Source organism: Kribbella sp. NPDC050241, assembly GCF_044459685.1.
Classification (GTDB): domain Bacteria; phylum Actinomycetota; class Actinomycetes; order Propionibacteriales; family Kribbellaceae; genus Kribbella.
This window is the reverse complement of record NZ_JBITJE010000001.1, coordinates 42413-59330: the sequence shown is the minus strand read 5'-3', so window position 1 is coordinate 59330 and position 16918 is coordinate 42413. Positions and strand designations below refer to the sequence as shown.

General features: G+C 69.1%; 15 protein-coding genes. 6 read left to right on the top strand and 9 right to left on the bottom strand.

What is annotated here, in order from left to right:
• Positions 1 to 3 precede the first annotated feature (3 nt).
• Positions 4 to 735 (bottom strand): SDR family NAD(P)-dependent oxidoreductase, encoded by a 732-nt coding sequence (locus ACIBG5_RS00285; RefSeq protein WP_396389249.1) that lies wholly within the window; start codon positions 733 to 735, stop codon positions 4 to 6.
• 146 nt (positions 736 to 881) lie between these two features.
• Here ACIBG5_RS00285 and ACIBG5_RS00280 point away from each other — a divergent pair, with 146 nt between their 5' ends.
• Entirely contained in the window at positions 882 to 1736 is an 855-nt protein-coding gene (locus ACIBG5_RS00280; protein WP_396389247.1) for a proline racemase family protein, read from the top strand.
• Between the two features lie 8 nt (positions 1737 to 1744).
• Positions 1745 to 2941 carry a lipid-transfer protein gene (locus tag ACIBG5_RS00275; protein WP_396389246.1) on the top strand — a complete coding sequence of 399 codons (1197 nt, stop codon included), beginning with the start codon at positions 1745 to 1747 and terminating at the stop codon, positions 2939 to 2941.
• 6 nt (positions 2942 to 2947) lie between these two features.
• Here ACIBG5_RS00275 and ACIBG5_RS00270 read toward each other — a convergent pair whose 3' ends face one another.
• Complete coding sequence (locus ACIBG5_RS00270; protein WP_396389245.1) at positions 2948 to 3949, bottom strand: aldo/keto reductase; 1002 nt, start codon at positions 3947 to 3949, stop codon at positions 2948 to 2950.
• A gap of 162 nt (positions 3950 to 4111) precedes the next feature.
• Here ACIBG5_RS00270 and ACIBG5_RS00265 point away from each other — a divergent pair, with 162 nt between their 5' ends.
• Positions 4112 to 5173, top strand: coding sequence for an LLM class flavin-dependent oxidoreductase (locus tag ACIBG5_RS00265; protein ID WP_396389244.1), 1062 nt, complete (start codon positions 4112 to 4114; stop codon positions 5171 to 5173).
• A gap of 185 nt (positions 5174 to 5358) precedes the next feature.
• Entirely contained in the window at positions 5359 to 6177 is an 819-nt protein-coding gene (locus ACIBG5_RS00260) for a peptidoglycan recognition family protein (RefSeq protein WP_396389243.1), read from the top strand.
• A gap of 21 nt (positions 6178 to 6198) precedes the next feature.
• Here the strand turns inward: ACIBG5_RS00260 and ACIBG5_RS00255 are convergent, their stop codons facing one another.
• The gene (locus ACIBG5_RS00255) at positions 6199 to 7116 is read right to left on the bottom strand and encodes a hypothetical protein (RefSeq protein WP_396389242.1); all 918 of its coding nucleotides are present in this window, start codon (positions 7114 to 7116) and stop codon (positions 6199 to 6201) included.
• Between the two features lie 68 nt (positions 7117 to 7184).
• Between ACIBG5_RS00255 and ACIBG5_RS00250 the strand changes: the two genes are divergently transcribed.
• Positions 7185 to 7490: a pyrophosphatase gene (locus tag ACIBG5_RS00250; protein WP_360447771.1), complete on the top strand. Its 306-nt coding sequence runs from the start codon at positions 7185 to 7187 to the stop codon at positions 7488 to 7490.
• 2 nt (positions 7491 to 7492) lie between these two features.
• On the opposite strand, the gene ACIBG5_RS00245 is transcribed toward ACIBG5_RS00250, so the two are convergent.
• From ACIBG5_RS00245 to ACIBG5_RS00235, 3 genes are read right to left on the bottom strand one after another with little or no spacing between them, the layout of a single operon-like run.
• Positions 7493 to 9049, bottom strand: coding sequence for a DUF6297 family protein (locus ACIBG5_RS00245; protein ID WP_396389241.1), 1557 nt, complete (start codon positions 9047 to 9049; stop codon positions 7493 to 7495).
• Positions 9046 to 9687, bottom strand: a complete 642-nt coding sequence (locus tag ACIBG5_RS00240) for an ATP-binding cassette domain-containing protein (protein ID WP_396389240.1) — start codon at positions 9685 to 9687, stop codon at positions 9046 to 9048. The genes ACIBG5_RS00245 and ACIBG5_RS00240 overlap by 4 nt, the downstream gene beginning before the upstream one ends.
• A gap of 7 nt (positions 9688 to 9694) precedes the next feature.
• The gene (locus ACIBG5_RS00235; protein WP_396389239.1) at positions 9695 to 10336 is read right to left on the bottom strand and encodes an O-methyltransferase; all 642 of its coding nucleotides are present in this window, start codon (positions 10334 to 10336) and stop codon (positions 9695 to 9697) included.
• 94 nt (positions 10337 to 10430) lie between these two features.
• Here ACIBG5_RS00235 and ACIBG5_RS00230 point away from each other — a divergent pair, with 94 nt between their 5' ends.
• Complete coding sequence (locus tag ACIBG5_RS00230; protein WP_396389238.1) at positions 10431 to 11411, top strand: carbohydrate kinase family protein; 981 nt, start codon at positions 10431 to 10433, stop codon at positions 11409 to 11411.
• Between the two features lie 168 nt (positions 11412 to 11579).
• On the opposite strand, the gene ACIBG5_RS00225 is transcribed toward ACIBG5_RS00230, so the two are convergent.
• From ACIBG5_RS00225 to ACIBG5_RS00215, 3 genes are read right to left on the bottom strand one after another with little or no spacing between them, the layout of a single operon-like run.
• Positions 11580 to 12866, bottom strand: a complete 1287-nt coding sequence (locus tag ACIBG5_RS00225; protein ID WP_396389237.1) for an alpha/beta fold hydrolase — start codon at positions 12864 to 12866, stop codon at positions 11580 to 11582.
• Entirely contained in the window at positions 12863 to 15388 is a 2526-nt protein-coding gene (locus ACIBG5_RS00220; protein WP_396389236.1) for a polynucleotide kinase-phosphatase, read from the bottom strand. Before ACIBG5_RS00220 ends, ACIBG5_RS00225 begins: the two co-directional genes overlap by 4 nt.
• Positions 15388 to 16872, bottom strand: a complete 1485-nt coding sequence (locus ACIBG5_RS00215; RefSeq protein WP_396389235.1) for a 3' terminal RNA ribose 2'-O-methyltransferase Hen1 — start codon at positions 16870 to 16872, stop codon at positions 15388 to 15390. Before ACIBG5_RS00215 ends, ACIBG5_RS00220 begins: the two co-directional genes overlap by 1 nt.
• Positions 16873 to 16918: the final 46 nt, after the last annotated feature.

Sequence of the window (16918 nt, the reverse complement as noted above, 5' to 3'; positions counted from 1 at the left end):
GCATCAGACCATCAGCTCCCCGCCGTTGATGTCGACCGCCGCCCCGGTGATGTACGCCGCTTGGTCGCTGGCGAGGAAGGCCACCAGTTCGCCGACCTCCGACGGCTGCCCGATCCGTGGGACCGGCAGACCACCGAGGTACGCGTCGAGATCCCACCCGGCCGCAAGCGAGCGCGCCATTTCGGTCTCGAAGAGACCTGGGCACACCGCATTCACTGTGATGCCGAGCGGGCCGAGCTCCTGAGCCACGGCGCGCGTCAGGCCGAGGAGCCCAGCCTTCGCAGTGGTGTAGTGCGCACCGCCCAGGGTGGAGACGTTCTTGCCCGCGGTCGAGGAGAAGTTCACGATCCGGCCCCAACCGGCCGCGCGCATCCCCGGTAGACATACCTGCGTCATCAGGAACGTGCCGGTAATGGACACGCCCAGGACGCTCTGCCACTCGTCGAGACTGATGTCGGCGAACCGGGTGGAGCGAGCGATCCCGGCGGCGTTGACCAGGATCGACACATCGCCGAGCCGGTCCACCACCTCCTCGTGGGCGCTGCGGACCTGATCGGGCGACGTCACGTCCGCGGTCACAGAGATGGCTTTGCCGGGCAGGTCCTTCGGTGGCAGCCGATCGACGACGGCCACGGCCGTTCCGCGGGCCAGGAGCGACTCGACACAGGCCCGTCCCAGGCCGCCGGCCCCGCCGGTCACCACAGCGACGCGCGCCGACTCGGTTGGTGCGAACATCCCGATGCCTCCGTCCCGAACTTGACTGCCGATTCACGCTATGAAAGCGCTCAGAGCCGGGCTAGCTCGCTTCGTCGGAAGCGGGTGACGGGTTTTCCTGCGCCTGTAGGGCGCAACCGCGATCAGGCTGAACCAATGATGGTTCGGTGACTGCAACCATCGTGAGCGGATTCGTCGCCGAGGGAACGAGCGAGGGCCAACCGGTCGCGTGCTACGACCTGACCTCGTCGGAGCAGTGCGATGGCGAGGCGCTCGAGCTGGTCCAGGCTGACTACTTCAAGACCCGCGGAGGCGACCCGTCGGCGATCGTCGCTGTGGTGTTCGCACCGTCGACGGACGACGCCGACTACGGGCTCAGGTTCGTCGCCGCGCACGGGCCGCTGGGCGGATGTGGCGAGGCGACCTTGTTCGCCACGGCCATGTGCACCAACCCGAGCACGGACCCCGCGGTGACGTTCGAGACGGCGGCCGGTGTCATCGTCGGAAGGAACCTCAGCTCCGGCCGAGTCGCTGTCGACATGCCCGCGGTGGCGCGCACGTCGGTTCGTCAGCAGGTCGACTACCTCGGCAGGCCCCTTCGGATCAGGTCGGCATCGGCCGGCGGCAACCGCTTCGCGGCCGTCACCGCCTCCGACCTCGGCATACAGCTCGACCGGTTCTCGTTCCACGAGCTCACGGTCGCGGGGCACGACCTCCTGAGCCGGCTGCGTGGGCCGGCGAGCGACATCCCGGCGCCGGACATGCTCCTGATCACTGAACCGGTGACCGGATTGTCGACCCGCAGCGCGGTGGTCTGGGGTGACGGCGTACTCAATCGCGGTCCGTGTGGAACCGGCACCTGCGTTCGCTACGTGCTCGCTGTCGAAGACGGCGAGGTCTGCGCGGGAGCGCCACTGGTTCACGCAAGCCCGTTCGGCCATTCCTTCGAGGCGCAGTCGATCGGGTCGGGCACGATCGATCAGCTGGACATCATGCTGTCCGGCCTCGTCACGATGGACTAGGAGACGACGTGCACAAGGTCTACGTCATCGGCGTCGGTATGACGAAGTTCGAGAAGCCGGGCCGCCGGAAGGGCTGGGACTACCCGGCGATGGCCAAGGAGTCCGGCAGCAAAGCGCTGGACGACGCCGGCATCACCTTCGACCGGATCGAGCAGGCCCACGTCGGCTACGTGTTCGGCGACTCCACCTGCGGCCAGCGCGCGGTCTACGAGCTGGGCATGACCGGCATCCCGATCACCAACGTGAACAACAACTGCTCGACCGGGTCGACCGCGCTGTACCTGGCCGCGAGCGCGATCCGCGGCGGTCTGGCCGACTGCACGCTCGCACTCGGCTTCGAGAAGATGCAGCCCGGTTCGCTCGCCGCGGCGTACGACGACCGCGAATGGCCGGTCGCGAAGCACGTCCGGGCGCTGGCCGAGATGCGCGAGTTCGCCTCCCCGCCGGCGCCGTGGATGTACGGCGTCGCCGGGTTGGAGCACAACGAGCGCTACGGCTCGACACCGGAACACTTCGCGAAGATCGCGGCCAAGAACCACCGGCACTCGGCAAACAACCCGTACGCGCAATTCCAGGACGTCTACACCGTCGACGAGATCAAGAACGCCAAGACGGTCTACGCCGACGCGGGCCTGACCAGACTGATGTGCTCGCCGACGTCCGACGGTTCCGGCGCCGCAGTGCTCGCGAGCGAGCGGTTCGTCGAGGCGAACGACCTCGGTGACCGCGCCGTCGAGATCGTCGGCCAGGCGATGGTCACCGATCTGCCCTCGACCTTCGACACCAACAGCGCGATCAACCTGGTCGGCACGGACATGAGCCGTACGGCGGCCGACCAGGTCTACGCGCAGACCGGGCTCACCCCCGACGACCTCGACGTGATCGAACTGCACGACTGCTTCGCCCCGAACGAGCTGTTCACCTACGAGGCCCTCGGCCTGGCCGCCGAAGGCGAGGGGCACAAGCTGGTCGACGGCAACGACACGACGTACGGCGGCCGCTGGGTCGTCAACCCGTCCGGCGGACTGATCTCCAAGGGCCATCCGCTCGGCGCCACCGGCCTCGCACAATGCGCGGAGCTCACGTGGCAGCTCCGCGGCGAGGCCGGTGCCCGGCAGGTGGACGGCGCAGCCGTCGCCCTCCAGCACAACATCGGCCTCGGCGGCGCCGCCGTCGTGACCGCCTACCAGCCCGCCGACCGCTGAGGCCGGTCAGGACAGGATCGTGCTGACCTCGGCCAGTTGGTCCTTGGTCAGTGGTCCGTGTTCGAGGGCGCCCGCGTTCTCCTCCACCTGGGCGACCGTCTTGAAACCGGGGATGGGGATGAAGGCTTCGCTGTGGGACCAGAGCCAGGCGAGGGCGCCCTGGGCCAGGGTGCGGCCGTCCGACGTCAGGATGTCGCGGACGGCGTCGAGGCGGCGGAGGGACTCGGCCTGGTCGCCGGTGCGGAAGTCCCAACCGTGGCGTACGTCGTCCGCCGGGAGGGTGCTGTTCTCGTCGAACTTCCCGGTCAGCAGACCCATGCCGAGTGGACCGCGGACGATGCTCGCCAGGCCGTGCTGCTCGCACAGCTCCAGCACCTCGGCATTGCCGCCGAACACGTTGAAGTGCTGCTGGATCGCCTGGCAGTGCTCGCTCTTCGCGAAGACCGCGGCCCGCTCCGGGCTGTCCGTACTCCAGCCGATCGCCCGAACCTTGCCTGCAGCGACCAGTTCCTCGAAGACCGCGAGGACGTCGTCCGCCTTCGCCAGGTCGTAGCCACCCAGGTGGAACTGGTACAGGTCGAGGTGGTCCGTCCCGAGCCGCCGCAGTGACTCGTCACAGGCCCAGCGGATGTAGTCCGGGTCGCCGTTCTCCCCCGGTGCCTCGCGGGTCTCCTCGACGTACGTGTAGCCGGCCTTCGATGCGATCACGATGTCGTCGCGGACGTCGCCGAGCGCGGCCGCGATCAGCTTCTCGCTGTGGCCGCAGCCGTAGACGTCGGCGGTGTCGAAGAACGTGACTCCGAGATCGTACGCGCGCCGCAGCGCCCGCTTCGACTCGTCGTCGTCGATCACCCCCCAACCAACCGGACTCCCCTGCCGTGCGTGTGGCCCGCCGATCGCCCAGCACCCCATCCCGAGCGCACTGACCTCCGGTCCACCGTCGCCGAGCGAACGCTGTGCTGCCTTCGTCATCCGGTCCTCCGAACCGTTGGGGAACGTCTCCAGCATCCTGTTCACGATCCCGGCGCACAGTCCAACAGGGAATTCTGCTGGCCCCGACAACTCGCAGTACTGAGTCAGAGACCGGTGTGGGCCTCCCGGTCGGGGGGCTTGACCAGACCGCGAGACGGTCTGAAAGTCTACTAATACGATGGACATAAACTCCTTTGTATGACTTTCCTCTGGTATCTCCCGAATCAGGTCGATCCCGGGCATCGCGGGGACGACGCTGTCGCGGGTCACAACAGTCTGGAGCGGTTGACCGAGCTCGCCCGGCTCGCCGAGGATCACGGCTGGGGCGGCGCGTTGATCGGGACCGGGTGGGGCCGGCCGGACACGTTCACGGTGGCGACCGCACTGGCGGCGCGGACGACGACCTTCCAGCCGCTGGTGGCGATCCGGCCCGGGTACTGGCAGCCCGCGCACTTCGCCTCGGCGGCGGGGACGCTGGATCAGCTGACCGGCGGACGGCTGCTGGTCAACATCGTTTCCGGCCAGGACAATCTCGCCGCGTACGGCGACTCCGAGGGCGACCAGGCGCAGCGGTACGCCCGGACGCGCGAGTTCCTCCAGCTGGTACGACGATTGTGGACCGAGGAGGACGTGTCGTACGCCGGTGAGTACTTCTCGGTCACCGGATCCACGGTCGCCACGCGTCCCGTCGTACGGCAAGGGCGGCCGCATCCGCGGTTGTACTTCGGGGGCGCGTCCGACGCGGCACAGCGGGTGGCGGCGACGGATGCCGATGTGCAGCTGTTCTGGGGTGAGCCGCTGGATGGGATCGCGGAGCGGATCAGCAGACTGCGTTCGCTCGAGTCCGAGCTGGGGCGGGAGCATCCGCCGCTCGAGTTCGGGCTGCGGATCACCACGCTCGTCCGCGACACCACCGAGCAGGCGTGGACCGACGCCGAGGCGAAGGTCGCGACGATGGCGGAGGCCGCGGGCTTTCGCGATCGCCGGTGGTTCAAGGCGGTCGGGCAGCAACGGTTGCTCGAACTGGCGGAGCGTGGCGACGTACTCGACGACAATCTGTACACCGCGCCGGGCAAGTACGGCGGAGGCGGCGCGGGTACGACGTGGCTGGTCGGATCACCCGACGACGTCGCGAAGTCCCTGCGCAAGTACCAGGACCTCGGCGTCACCCATTTCATCCTCTCCGACACGCCGTACCGCGAGGAAACAGTCCGCGTGGGCGACCAACTACTGCCACTGCTCCAGGAGACCGCACCGTGATCGGTTGACCGCGGCGCTGCTGGCCTCCTGGTGTCGTACGGTCCTGCGTGGACCGGGTCACTGATTGGGTAAGGACCGACAGGACGTCCGTTCAGCCTTGACGACTGCGTGCCGAGTGTGATCGGTTGATTACCGAGTGCCAGCAGCGGGTATGCGGTGCTCGTGAGGCACGTGAGGAGCACTTGATGGTGACATATCTGCCGCGGTCCGCCTGGAGGGCGCGGCCGCCGAACGACGGGCCGGGGAACCTGACCGTCTCCCGAGTCCAGGGCACGGTGATCCATTGGCCCGGGACCGGATCGACCAGTGTCATCCACAGCCAGGCGGCGGTCGCGTCGGCCTTGCGTGGGTGGCAGAACTACCACATGGACGACCGGGGCTGGTCGGACATCGCGTACCAGGTCGCCGTCGACCAGGCCGGCCGGGCCTGGACGCTGCGCGGGCTGCGAACCCAGTCCGGCGCGAACGGCAACGCTGATCTCAACGAACGGTACGGCGCGATCCTGCTGGTGCTGGTCACCGGTGAGCAGCCGACCGCCGCGCTGAAGGCGACCACCCGTGCGGTGATCGCCGACTTCCGCACGATCTTTCCCCGCGGTACGGCGATCCGGCCGCACTCCGCGGTCCGGCCGGGCGGTACCGACTGTCCCGGCCCCGCAGCCCGGGCGGCGCTCGCCCGCGGCGAGTTCACCCCAGGTCACGTGGAGGACGATTTGCCGTACACACAAGCTCAGCTCAGGGCCATGATGCAGGCTGAGATCGAGGAGTACATGAGGCGGTTCTGGGCCGCGCCGACCGGCACCGGGACCGCTATCCGCAAACAGCTCAACCGGATCGAGGCCTCGGTCGCCCGCGCGGCGATCAGCGAGGACAACGGCCTTGACCAGCCGCTCGTCCCGGCTCCGGAACCGCAGCCCGACGGGGAGTTGCCGGCTGACGACGCCGAGGTGCCCGAGTCCGGCAAGGACCCAGAGCCTCTCCCGGCGTCCGACGCACAGAAGTAGTGACCGCTCGCCGTACGTTGCTCAAGGCAACGTACGGCGTCCGGCGGCGGTGAGCACCCGCAGCGCGTTGAGGGTGATCATCTCGTTCGGACCGCTGCGTCCCCAGTCGACGATCTCAGGCGTCCGCGTGCCACCGAGTGGGCCCCACCACGGCGTACCGGCGTTCCACCGGCCGTCCGGTCGTCGCTGCTGCTCCAGCTCGTCCAGTGCATCGGCGGCGCGTTCGTCCCGGGCGAGTCCGAGCCGCGACAACACGAGCAGGGCCTGCAGGATGTCGTAGTGCCAGTACGGCGGATAGGCCGGCCGCAACCACCGCTTGTTGATGACTGCGCCGGTCGACAGGCTCCGGAACACCCTGTGCTCGAGAAACAACTCCCCTGCCCGCAAGGCCGCGTCCCGGGCGATTGTCTCTCCGGTGGCCCGGTAGTACTCATGCAGACCCCACGCCGCGGCATGCGTCTCATGGAACGACGAGCGCCGGCCGGACGCCTTCCGGTCGCAGTTCCAGCCGCCGTCGGGCCACTGCCACTCGATCAGCCCCTCCGCGAGTTGCTGGACGCGCGGATCTGCCGCCAGACCCAGCCGGGCACACGCTCCGAGCGTGTTCCCCTCGATCGAGCCACACCGCCGTACCAGTCCGTCGACGACACTCACGCCGTACTTGAATGACCGCGTCACCTCAGCCAGGTCGTACTCCGCCGCCTCGACTGCCCGCGGCTCCCCGGCCGGCACCTCCAACTCCACCAGCGAAACGATCCGCCAGTGCGCCCCGGTCCACTTCTTGTACGCGCGCTTGTCCGCACAGGCATCAGTCAGCAACGTCTCCACGATCGCCCCACCGAGCACGTCCTCCCCGTGCTCCTCGCCCAGCAGATCCCGCCGAGCCATCCCCCGAACCGCCGGCTCCCCCGACCCCACCAACCACGCCACCACATCCATCCCCCCAGTCTGTGCCCCTCCACCGACAGGTGCGCAGGACTGTCGGTGGGCCCTGGTTGGGTACGGGCGTGGATCTTGCGGAGCTTTCGGGGCGGTTGGAGAAGTTGTCGGTTCGGTACGGCGAGGTGCTCGGGTTCGAGCGGGATCCGGACTGGTTCTTGCTGAAGCTGCAGGAGGAGGTCGGCGAGCTGACGCAGGCTTACCTGCAGCACACCGGGCGGGCGCGGGAGAAGGGACTGGGGGCGGAGGAGATCCGGGCCGGGTTTCATCAGGAGTTCGCTGACGTGTTCTGTCAGTTGATCCTGTTCGCGCGGCAGCACGACGTGGACCTGGAGCGCGAGATCGAGCGGAAGTGGCTCGTGCACGAGGTCTAGCGTCAGTCCTGCTTCGGGCGGATGGCGAACATGATCGCGAGGACGAAACCGGGGATGACCACGACCCAGGTGGAGCTCAGGTTCAGCAGGACCGGGGCCAGGCAGAGGATGAGGAGGTCGAAGCCTCGCATCGGCTGCGAGAACAGGCCGGGCGGGATCGCGCCCATCGGTGAGGCGACAAGCGGTCCGGAGTACGACGGCGGCCGCGCGGAGGCTTGGCGGACAGCGCCCGACAGCATCCCGGCGGCGACCGCGAAGGCAGCGGCTCCGCTTCCGATGGCTGGGAACGCCAGCGCCGCCCACACCGCCGCGAACAACGCCGGGACGACCGCCATGATCGCCCGCAGTTCGCGCAGATCCATCCCGAGCGCACGGACCAGGCCGGTGGAGCGGCAGACCGATCGCAGCCCGTCCATCAGCGGCCGTACGGCGACGAAGCCCGCGAACCCGGCAGCGATCGGCACCAGTACGTCGAACCCGGTCCCGGCGACGGCATACGGTACGACGAGCAGCGCGAAGCCGATCACGAGCCGTCGGGGCCAGCGCAGGATCCGCAGGAACTCCCGCTGCACCAAAGCCGCACCCCCGGACCCACGACCGCGCCGCGTCCGCACGCGACCCTTCATCCGCCAGTGCCGGCCCGAGACGACGTCAGCCAGCATGCTGATGTCCAAACTGCTCGCCGCCCCGGCCAGGCCGGCCAGCAGCTCACCACCGGCGATCACAGTGGTTCGAGTCAACTTGTCGAGCGTCTGAGCGGTGACGATCACCAGCGCAACCACCACGATCAGGCAGACCACCCCGACCACCAGGAAGTGCGTCTGGGCCGACGTCAGCAGGGCCGGCTCCGACGAGGACTGGCTGATGGCAGAGAGCCCAGACCCGGTGATCGACTGATCCGACGCCGGCTCACCGCGGACCGCCAGCCACACCGCCGGAATCGCGGCCGCGATCAGCAGCAGGTCGGCCACGCGGAGCGTCCACCTGCTCCGCCCCGCCGACTGCTGCACCCACACCGTCAGACAAGCGGCGCAGACCAGCAGGGACGCCGTCAGCACCGACGCTTCCCCGATCGACCGCAGTTGCGCACCGAGCAGCGCCCAGGCGATCACCGACGCCACAGCGCCACCAACCGCCACAACGACGATCACAAGCCAGTACGCCGGCCGCAGCAAAGCCGTCCGATTCACCGGAGTGGCCAGCAGCCAGAACCCGGCCGCCCGCGACGCCGACACCGGCCCGACACTCAGCAGCACTCGCAGCGTTGTTGCCACGAGCAACGGCACGAGCATCCACGGCAGGTAGTGCGCCAGGTCCAGGCAGGCCGCCGTCGTACAGCGGGACGCGTCCGCGTTCAGCTGCCGCAGGACGTTGCCGCCGGTCGCCGCGGCCATCGCGAGCGTGAACAGGACCAGGTAGACGTCCTCGAAGATCTGCCAGAACGAGCGGTCCGCCCGTCGCCGCCGGGTCGTGCGCATCCACTGGCGCAGCGCCCGCGACGTCGGGATGGCGCCGAAGTCCGACGGGTCGAAGACGACCGGACCGTCCGCAGAGCTCATGGCAGCGGGGTCAGGGTGACGATGGAGTCCGCGACCGACTCGACCAGGGCCGGGTCGTGGCTGGCGAACAGGATTGACGTACCGAACCGCTTCTCCTCGCTCAGACGGTGGGACAACCACTGGACGCCGTCGACGTCGAGACGGGCTTCCGGCTCGTCGAGGACGAGGAGTTTTCGCGGCCGGACCAGGGCCGTGGCCAGGGCGAGGCGGCGGCGCTGACCGGACGACAGCGAACCGGGCAGCTGGTCCGCGGCCGGCAGCAGGCCGATGTCGTCGAGCAGGGTGTCGACCAGGTCCTCCGGCTCCGGGTTGCCGTGGGCGCGGGCGAGCAGGTCGAGGTGCTCGGCCGCGGTCAGGTCCGGGAAGAAGTCGAGGTCGTCGAGCAGGGTGGCGACGTCGCGCCGTACCGCTTCGGCACGTTCGTCGATCGGCAGGCCGTCCAGCAGGATCTTGCCGGCCGCGGGCTCGGCCGAGCCGACGATGCACTTGAGCACCGTCGTCTTGCCGGCACCGTTCGGACCGACCAGCGCGATCGCCTTCCCCGGTGCGAGGTTGAACGTCAGGCCCTCGATCACCGGGCGATCGCCGTACTTGTGCTGCAGCCCCGACACGGCGAGGCGCGCCGCCACCTTGCTCACGCGCGGCTCACTTCTTGCGGACCAGGGTGAGCCCGTCGCCGATGCCGAGCATGACCACGTCGACCCGGGCGTCCTTGGCGATGTGCGCGTTGAACTCCTTGCGGTCGACCGGCTCCTCGTCGTGAACGCCGACCACGCGCCCACCGGCGAGGGTGTTGTCGAACAACATCAGCCCGTTCGGCCGGATCAGCGGCAGCACTGCCTCGAAGTACTGGATGTACCAGTCCTTGTCGGCGTCCACGAAGGCCAGGTCGAACTCGCCGTCCAGCTCGGTCACCGACTGGTGCGCGTCACCGATCCGCAGGTCGATCTTGTCCGCCACGCCGGCCCGCTCCCAGTACTTGCGGCCGATCGAGGTCCACTCGTCGTCCACGTCGAGGCAGATCAGCCGCCCGTCGGCCGGCAGCCCGCGCGAGATCGCCAGCGCCGAGAAGCCGGTGAAGGTGCCGATCTCGACCGCCCGGCGGGCGGAGATCAGCCGGGTCAGCGTGGTCAGCAGCGCGGCCTGGTCCGGGGTGGTGAGCATGACCGAGGCCCGTCCGAGCCCCTGGGTCTCGGCGACCAGTTCGGTGGCGATCTCGTCCAGTGGCATGCCGTGCGCGACCATGTAGTCGTGCAACTGGTCGGTCACCTGCACCTGATTTCCCATCGAATCCCGCCTTCCGTGTATTAGATCGATCGCCTGTAGTCTCTATGGGTTGCCTGAACCACGATCAACCACCCCACCCGAGGGAGCACCCCGTATGCGCATCGCCGTCGCCGGATCGATCGCGACCGACATCCTGATGACGTTCCCCGGACGGTTCAAGGACCAGTTCCTGGAAGAACAGATGCACAAGGTTTCGCTGTCCTTCCTGGTCGACGAGCTGGTGGTCCACCGCGGCGGCGTAGGGGCGAACATCTGCTACGGCATGGCCCAGCTCGGTCAGCCCTCGCTGCTGGTCGGTTCGGTCGGTGCCGACTTCGCCGAGTACGGCGCCGCGCTCACCGAGGCCGGTGTGGACGTGTCACACGTGCGGGTCTGTGAGAACGTACACACCGCCCGGTTCACGTGTACGACCGACCTGGACGCGAACCAGATCGCCTCGTTCTACACCGGTGCGATGGCCGAGGCTCGCGAGCTCGACCTGGCGGCGATCCACGCCGAGACCGGCGGGATCGACCTGGTGCTGGTCGGCGCCGACGACCCCGAGGGCATGCTCAAGCACACCGACCTGGCGAAGGCGCACGGGATCGCCGTGGCCGCGGACCCGTCCCAGCAGCTGGCCCGGATGGAGGGTGCGGAGATCCGGCGGCTCGTCGACGGGGCGACGTACCTGTTCAGCAACGAGTACGAGGCCGGCCTGATGGCGCAGAAGACCGGCTGGAGCCACGGGGAGATCCTGGAGCGGGTCGGCGTCCGCGTCACCACCCATGGCGGCGACGGTGTGGTGATCGAGAACGCCGGCGGCATCCTGGCCAAGGTCGCGGCCGTCCCGGCTCCGGGACTGGTCGACCCGACCGGCGGCGGTGATGCTTTCCGGGCCGGCTACCTCACCGGCCGCGCCGCGGACCTCGACCACGAGGCCGCCGCCCAGATCGGCTGCACCCTGGCCACCACGGTCCTCGAGACGGTCGGCACCCAGGAGTACACCCTGGACCGCGCCGCGTTCCTCGATCGCCTGGAGTCGGCGTACGGCTCGGACGCCGCCGCCACGGCGGACGGCGCGCTCAAGTCGGCCTGACTCCTCAGAGAATGTCCACCGTGAAGGTGGCCTGCTTGCTGTTGGCGACGCTGACCCGGATCCGGTAGCCGGCCAGCGTCGCCGACTTGTGCGATCCGAGCGTCTACCGCTTCGAGCCGTCGTAGAACCGCAGCGCGGACTGCAGGCGCTCCAGCCTGAAGCTGCCAGTCAGCCCGCGCGGACGCCGCCACCGACCGAGTGCACGAGCTCGGCCAGGCGGTTGAACACCCGCTCGGTGCTGAGGCCGTCGTGCTCGTACTCGTTCGTGACCCACGCCTGCACGTTGCCGACCCGCCGGGCCGTGTCCAGTTGCAGCCCGGAGTCGACGTACATGTCGTCGTAGTACACCGCGGCCGCCACCGGTACGTCGTTCGCCGCGAGCCGCTCGAGGTCGTACAGCTCAGACCACCGCGGCCGGGCCGCCAGGACCTCGACGGCTGCCCGGAAGGGACGCAGACCCCGGATCTCCTCGAACATCCAGGGGTACATCATCTCGCCGGTGAACAGCAGCGGCCGCGCGTCCTCGGCGAACTCCGGCCGCAGCGCCCGCTCGGCCTCGGCCGCCCACGCAGTCGCACCCTCGCCGGACCCGTAGATGCTCTCCTGCAGCGCGGCGAAGAGCGGCTCGGCCCTGTACGACGACTCCCCCATCACCTGGCTCAGGAACGTGTCCGACAACGCATCCCCGTCAAACGCCTCGTCGATCAGCCAATGCATCCGCTCGTACCCGGGCTTCATCCCGAAGGCGATCCCGAGCGACTGGAACCGCCGTACCGTCAGCCGGTCACCGTCCGGCAGCCGTACGTCGTCCGCCGCGAGCCGGTCCGCGATCGCGGCGACCCGGTCCACGTTGTGCGGATAGCGGCGGTAGAACTCGCGGTTCTTCGCCTCGACGCGCGGATAGGTACGCCGGTACACCTCGGCGGCATCCGGATCGATCGAGGCGAGACCGCCCGTCACGTAGCACGCGGTCAGCGCCTCGGGTGCCTTCGAGAGATAGGTCAGCGTCAGGAATCCGCCGTAGCTCTGCCCGAGTGTCGACCACTTGACCCCGCCGAACACGGTCGTCCGCAGATGCTCGGCGTCCGCGATGATCGAGTCCGCGCGGAAGCACGCCAGGTAGTCCGCACCGGCCTCGGCGCTCTCGAACGACTCCATCCACCGCGCGCTGATCGGCGTACTGCGACCAGTCCCGCGTTGGTCGAGCAGGATCACCCGGTAGGTCTTCAGCGCCGTCCCGATCCACCCGGACGGCTCGACCGGGCGCGGCGCCCGCCCGCCGGGACCGCCCTGCAGGTAGAGCAGGCAGGGTAGGTCCTCGTCCTTGCGCATCGGGTCGACGACCTCGCGGGCGAACACGTTGATGCGGTCCGGACCGTCCGGAGTGGACCAGTCCAGCGGCACCGAGACGATGTGTTCGCGGACGTGCATTCCAGGGATCGTGTAGCTGGTCATAGACGTGGGTCCACCGGTTCCGACTCGAGGGCTAGGACGGAGAACACGCATTCGTGGATGCGCCAGAGCGGCTCACCGCGGGCGGCTCGCTCCAGGGCTTCCAGGCCGAGGGCGTACTCGCGGAGAGCGAGTGAGCGCTTGTGACCGAGGTTGCGGTCGCGGAGACGCTCGAAATTCGCGGGCTCGGTGTAGTCGGGGCCGTAGATCAGCCGCAGGTACTCCTGCCCGCGCACCTTCAGCCCCGGCTGCGCGAGCCCCTTCGCGGTCCGGGTCAGGTTGGCGGCCGGCTTCACGACCATGCCTTCACCACCCGCGTCGGTGAGCTCCTGCCACCACGCGATCCCGGCATCCCATCCCGACGCATCGACGTACAGGCGCCGCGTCGGCGTGATCAGGTCCGGGCCCGCGGCAACCATCCGGTCCGCGATGCCCAGGTGCCAGGCGTGCGGTCGGTCCTGGTACGTCGCTGCTTCCGACACGAGGACCTGAAACGGCGCGACCCGGACTCCGTCGAGCCCGTCCGTCGGCCAGCAGTAGCGCCGGTACGCCGCGGTGAATCGCTCGACGTTCGCAGTACGACGCCCTGTTGCGGTGAGCAACCGGTCGACGTCAAGTCCCGCCGCAGCGGCGGATTCGAGCGCTGCGGTTGCCGCTGGCAATGAGTTGCGAGCGGCCGCACCGACAGCGGCGTACTGGTGACGGAGCAGGTCCTCGGCCTTGGCGCTCCACGGTAGAAGCTCGGCGTCGAGGAGCAGCCAGGACGTGTCGAGCTCGTCGAACACGCCCGCCGTCTCGACGACCGCTCTCAGCCTGAGCAGGAGCTCGTCGGTCAGTGGAGCTTCGAAGAAGGACCGTCCGGTGCGGGTGTGGACCGCGCCACGACCGGCGAGACCGAAACGCTTCTCGGCGACATCGTCATCCCGGGTCAGCAGAACCACGGCGCGGGAGCCCATGTGCTTCTCCTCGCACACCAACTCGGTGACACCTTGGCCCTTGAACGTCTCGAACGCCTGCAGCGGGTGCTCCAGCAGCCCGGGTTCGCTCGAGGTGGAGACCGGGCTCATCGTCGGCGGCAGGTACAGCAGGAAGCGCGGGTCGATCGCGAACCGGCTCATCACCTCCAGCGCGGCACCGGCCTGCTCGGCCCGGATGCTCAGCCGGCCGTGGGTCGACGTCTCGATCACCCGGCGGCCGGTGACGTCAGTGAGCTCGAGCACGTCAGGCTCGCGTGCGGGCGCGGTTGCCACATGCAATGGTTTCGCCGGAGCGTAGTACTCCTCGGCCGCCCGGATCGAGACCAACTCGCGCTCGGGGTAGCGCAGCGCGGTGAGCGCGCCGCCGAAGACGCAGCCGGTGTCGAGGCAGATCGTGTTGTTGATCCACTCCGGCTCCGGGGTCGGCGTGTGGCCGTAGACGACCATCGCGCGACCGCGGTACTCGTGGGCCCACGGGTAGCGGACCGGTAGGCCGAACTCGTCGGTCTCGCCGGTCGTCTCGCCGTACAGGCAGAAGGAACGGACCCGGCCGGATGCGCGGCCGTGCATGCGCTCGACCAGGCCGGCGTGCGAGACGACCAGCTTGCCTTCGTCGAAGACGTAGTGCGAGATCAGGCCGTCGATGAACTGCTCGACCGCGTCGCGGAACTCGGCCGGCTCCTCGGCCAGCTGCTCGAGCGTGGTCTCGAGACCGTGGCTGATCTTGACGTTCCGGCCTCTGAGTGCCTTGAGCAACTTGTCCTCGTGGTTGCCGGGAACGCAGTACGCGTGGCCGGCGGCAACCATTCCCATCACCAGCCGCAGTACGCCCGGCGTATCCGGGCCGCGGTCGACGAGGTCGCCGACGAAGATCGCGCGGCGCCCCGGGTGGACCGCGTCGATCGGGCGGCCGTTGGCGTCGCGGGTGAGGGTGTAGCCGAGTTCGGTCAGCAACTGCTCCAGCTCGGCACGGCAACCGTGGATGTCGCCGATGATGTCGAACGGGCCGGTCTGGTCGGTCAGGTCGTTGAAGAGCCGGGTGCGCTCGATGCTGACGGCATCGATCTCCTCGACGCTGTCGAGGACGTGAACAGTGCGGAAGCCTTCGCGCTTCAGGCTGCGCAGACCGCGCCTCAGCTGCGAACGCTGCCGGGCGACGACCTTCCCGCCGAACTGGCGATCCGGGCGTTGTGCGTTGCGCTCCACGCAGACACGCTCCGGCGGATCGAGGACGATGGCGATCGGCAGTACGTCGTGCTCCCGCGCCAGAGCAACCAGTTCCTTGCGCGCCTCGGGCTGCACGTTGGTCGCGTCGATCACCGTCAAGCGGCCGGCAGCGAGGCGCTTGGCCGCGATGAAGTTGAGCACCTCGAACGCGTCCTTGCTGGCCGCCTGGTCGTTCTCGTCGTCAGACACCAGCCCACGGCAGAAGTCACTCGAGATCACCTCGGTAGCCCTGAAATGCGTCCGGGCGAACGTCGACTTGCCGGAACCGCTGGCCCCCACCAGAACCACAAGGCACAGGTTGGGGATGTGAAGTGCGCCCATCAGCTCATGACCTCCCCGGCATCCCGCCGGTCGCGCGGCTGCGCTGCGCGACCGGCGGGAGTTGACGCGGCAGCAGAGGCCACGCCCTCGGGGGCGACGCGGGTGAAGAGCGCTAGTTGCGTCGGCGGGCCCACCTCCGGGTCCTCCGGACCTACCGGACGGAACTCCACGGCGTAGCCGTTGTCGTGGGCAACCGCGGTGGCCCAGGACTGGAATTCGGTGCGGGTCCATTCGAAGCGGTGGTCGGGGTGGCGGAAACGGCCGGCGGGCAAGGACGCGAAGCGGACGTTGTAGTCGCTGTTGGGGGTGGTGACGATGACCGCGGCGGGGCGGGCGGCCTGGAAGACGGACTTGGCCAGGGCGGGCAGGCGTGGTGGGTCGACGTGCTCGATCACCTCCATCAGGACCGCAGCGTCCAGGCCTGCCAGGCGGTGGTCGGCGTACGTCACCGACGACTGCAGGAAGCGCAGCCGCTCCCGCTGACGGTCGGGCAGGTCGTTGTAGTGCAGCCGCCGCTTGGCGCCGATCAGGGCCCGCGCGGACACGTCGGTCGCGATCAGCTCGCCGACCATCGGGTCCTTCAGCAGCTCACCGACCAGCGCGCCCTCACCACAGCCGAGGTCCGCGATCCGCCGCGCCCCGAGCTCCCGCAGTACGCCGGCAACCGTCTGGCGACGTTCGACCGCCAGGGAGACCAAGCCTTCCTCCGATGGCTCCTCCACGAGCTCCACGCCGTCGGCCTCGGCGAGGCGCTCGAGGGCGGTGTCGGCGAGGTACCGGCGGTGGGCCAGGTAGCGGTGGGAGATCAGGTCCTTCTCCGGGTGCGTGCCGAGCCAGCCCTCGCCGGCCCGGACCAGCTTGTCGACCTCGTCCGAGCCGACCCAGTAGTGCTTGGCGTCGTCCAGCACCGGGAGCAGGACATAGAGGTGATTGAGCGCGTCGGCCAGCCGGAGTACGCCGGTCAGCCGCAGATCGACGTACCGGGAGTCACCCCACGCGGGGATCTCCGGATCGAGCGGCACCGGCCGAGCGTCGACGATCCAGCCGAGCGGGCCGAACATGCGGGCGGCCAGCTCGGCGCCGCCGTTGCATGGCAGCGCGGGGACGTGGATCTCCAGCGGGATCGGCCGGGCGGCCAGGTCGGGGCGGGCGTCGCAGCGGCCGTTCATCGCGGTCCGGAAGAGCTTGCCGAGCGCGACGGCGAGCAGGCTGGAGGCGGCGTACGGCCGGTCGTTCACGTACTGCCCGAGGGTGAACCCCTCCTGCGCCTTCCCCCGCCCGGAGCGGACGAGCGCGATCGGGTCGATCTCGAGCAGGACGGCCGCCGTACAGCGCTCGTCGGTGGCGTCGGGGTAGAACACATGCGCTGTGCCGCCGGTCACCTCGATCCCCTGCGGTCGCGCCGGGTTCTTGTGCAACAGGAACCCGAAATCGCTCGCGGGTGCGTCAACTCCGGCAAGGTCGGTGGCTAGCGTCAGGAACACTTCCGTATTCGATCACGGGACGCGACCGGACCGGGACCGAAATACC

Excerpts from the sequence above, each read along its gene's own strand:
- ACIBG5_RS00285 (WP_396389249.1), bottom strand. The coding sequence starts at position 735 with ATGTTCGCACCAACCGAGTCGGCGCGCGTCGCTGTGGTGACCGGCGGG.
- ACIBG5_RS00255 (WP_396389242.1), bottom strand. The coding sequence starts at position 7,116 with ATGGATGTGGTGGCGTGGTTGGTGGGGTCGGGGGAGCCGGCGGTTCGG.
- ACIBG5_RS00225 (WP_396389237.1), bottom strand. The coding sequence starts at position 12,866 with ATGACCAGCTACACGATCCCTGGAATGCACGTCCGCGAACACATCGTC.
- ACIBG5_RS00270 (WP_396389245.1), bottom strand. The coding sequence starts at position 3,949 with ATGCTGGAGACGTTCCCCAACGGTTCGGAGGACCGGATGACGAAGGCA.
- ACIBG5_RS00235 (WP_396389239.1), bottom strand. The coding sequence starts at position 10,336 with ATGGGAAATCAGGTGCAGGTGACCGACCAGTTGCACGACTACATGGTC.
- ACIBG5_RS00245 (WP_396389241.1), bottom strand. The coding sequence starts at position 9,049 with ATGAGCTCTGCGGACGGTCCGGTCGTCTTCGACCCGTCGGACTTCGGC.
- ACIBG5_RS00230 (WP_396389238.1), top strand. The coding sequence starts at position 10,431 with ATGCGCATCGCCGTCGCCGGATCGATCGCGACCGACATCCTGATGACG.
- ACIBG5_RS00260 (WP_396389243.1), top strand. The coding sequence starts at position 5,359 with ATGGTGACATATCTGCCGCGGTCCGCCTGGAGGGCGCGGCCGCCGAAC.
- ACIBG5_RS00265 (WP_396389244.1), top strand. The coding sequence starts at position 4,112 with ATGACTTTCCTCTGGTATCTCCCGAATCAGGTCGATCCCGGGCATCGC.
- ACIBG5_RS00220 (WP_396389236.1), bottom strand. The coding sequence starts at position 15,388 with ATGGGCGCACTTCACATCCCCAACCTGTGCCTTGTGGTTCTGGTGGGG.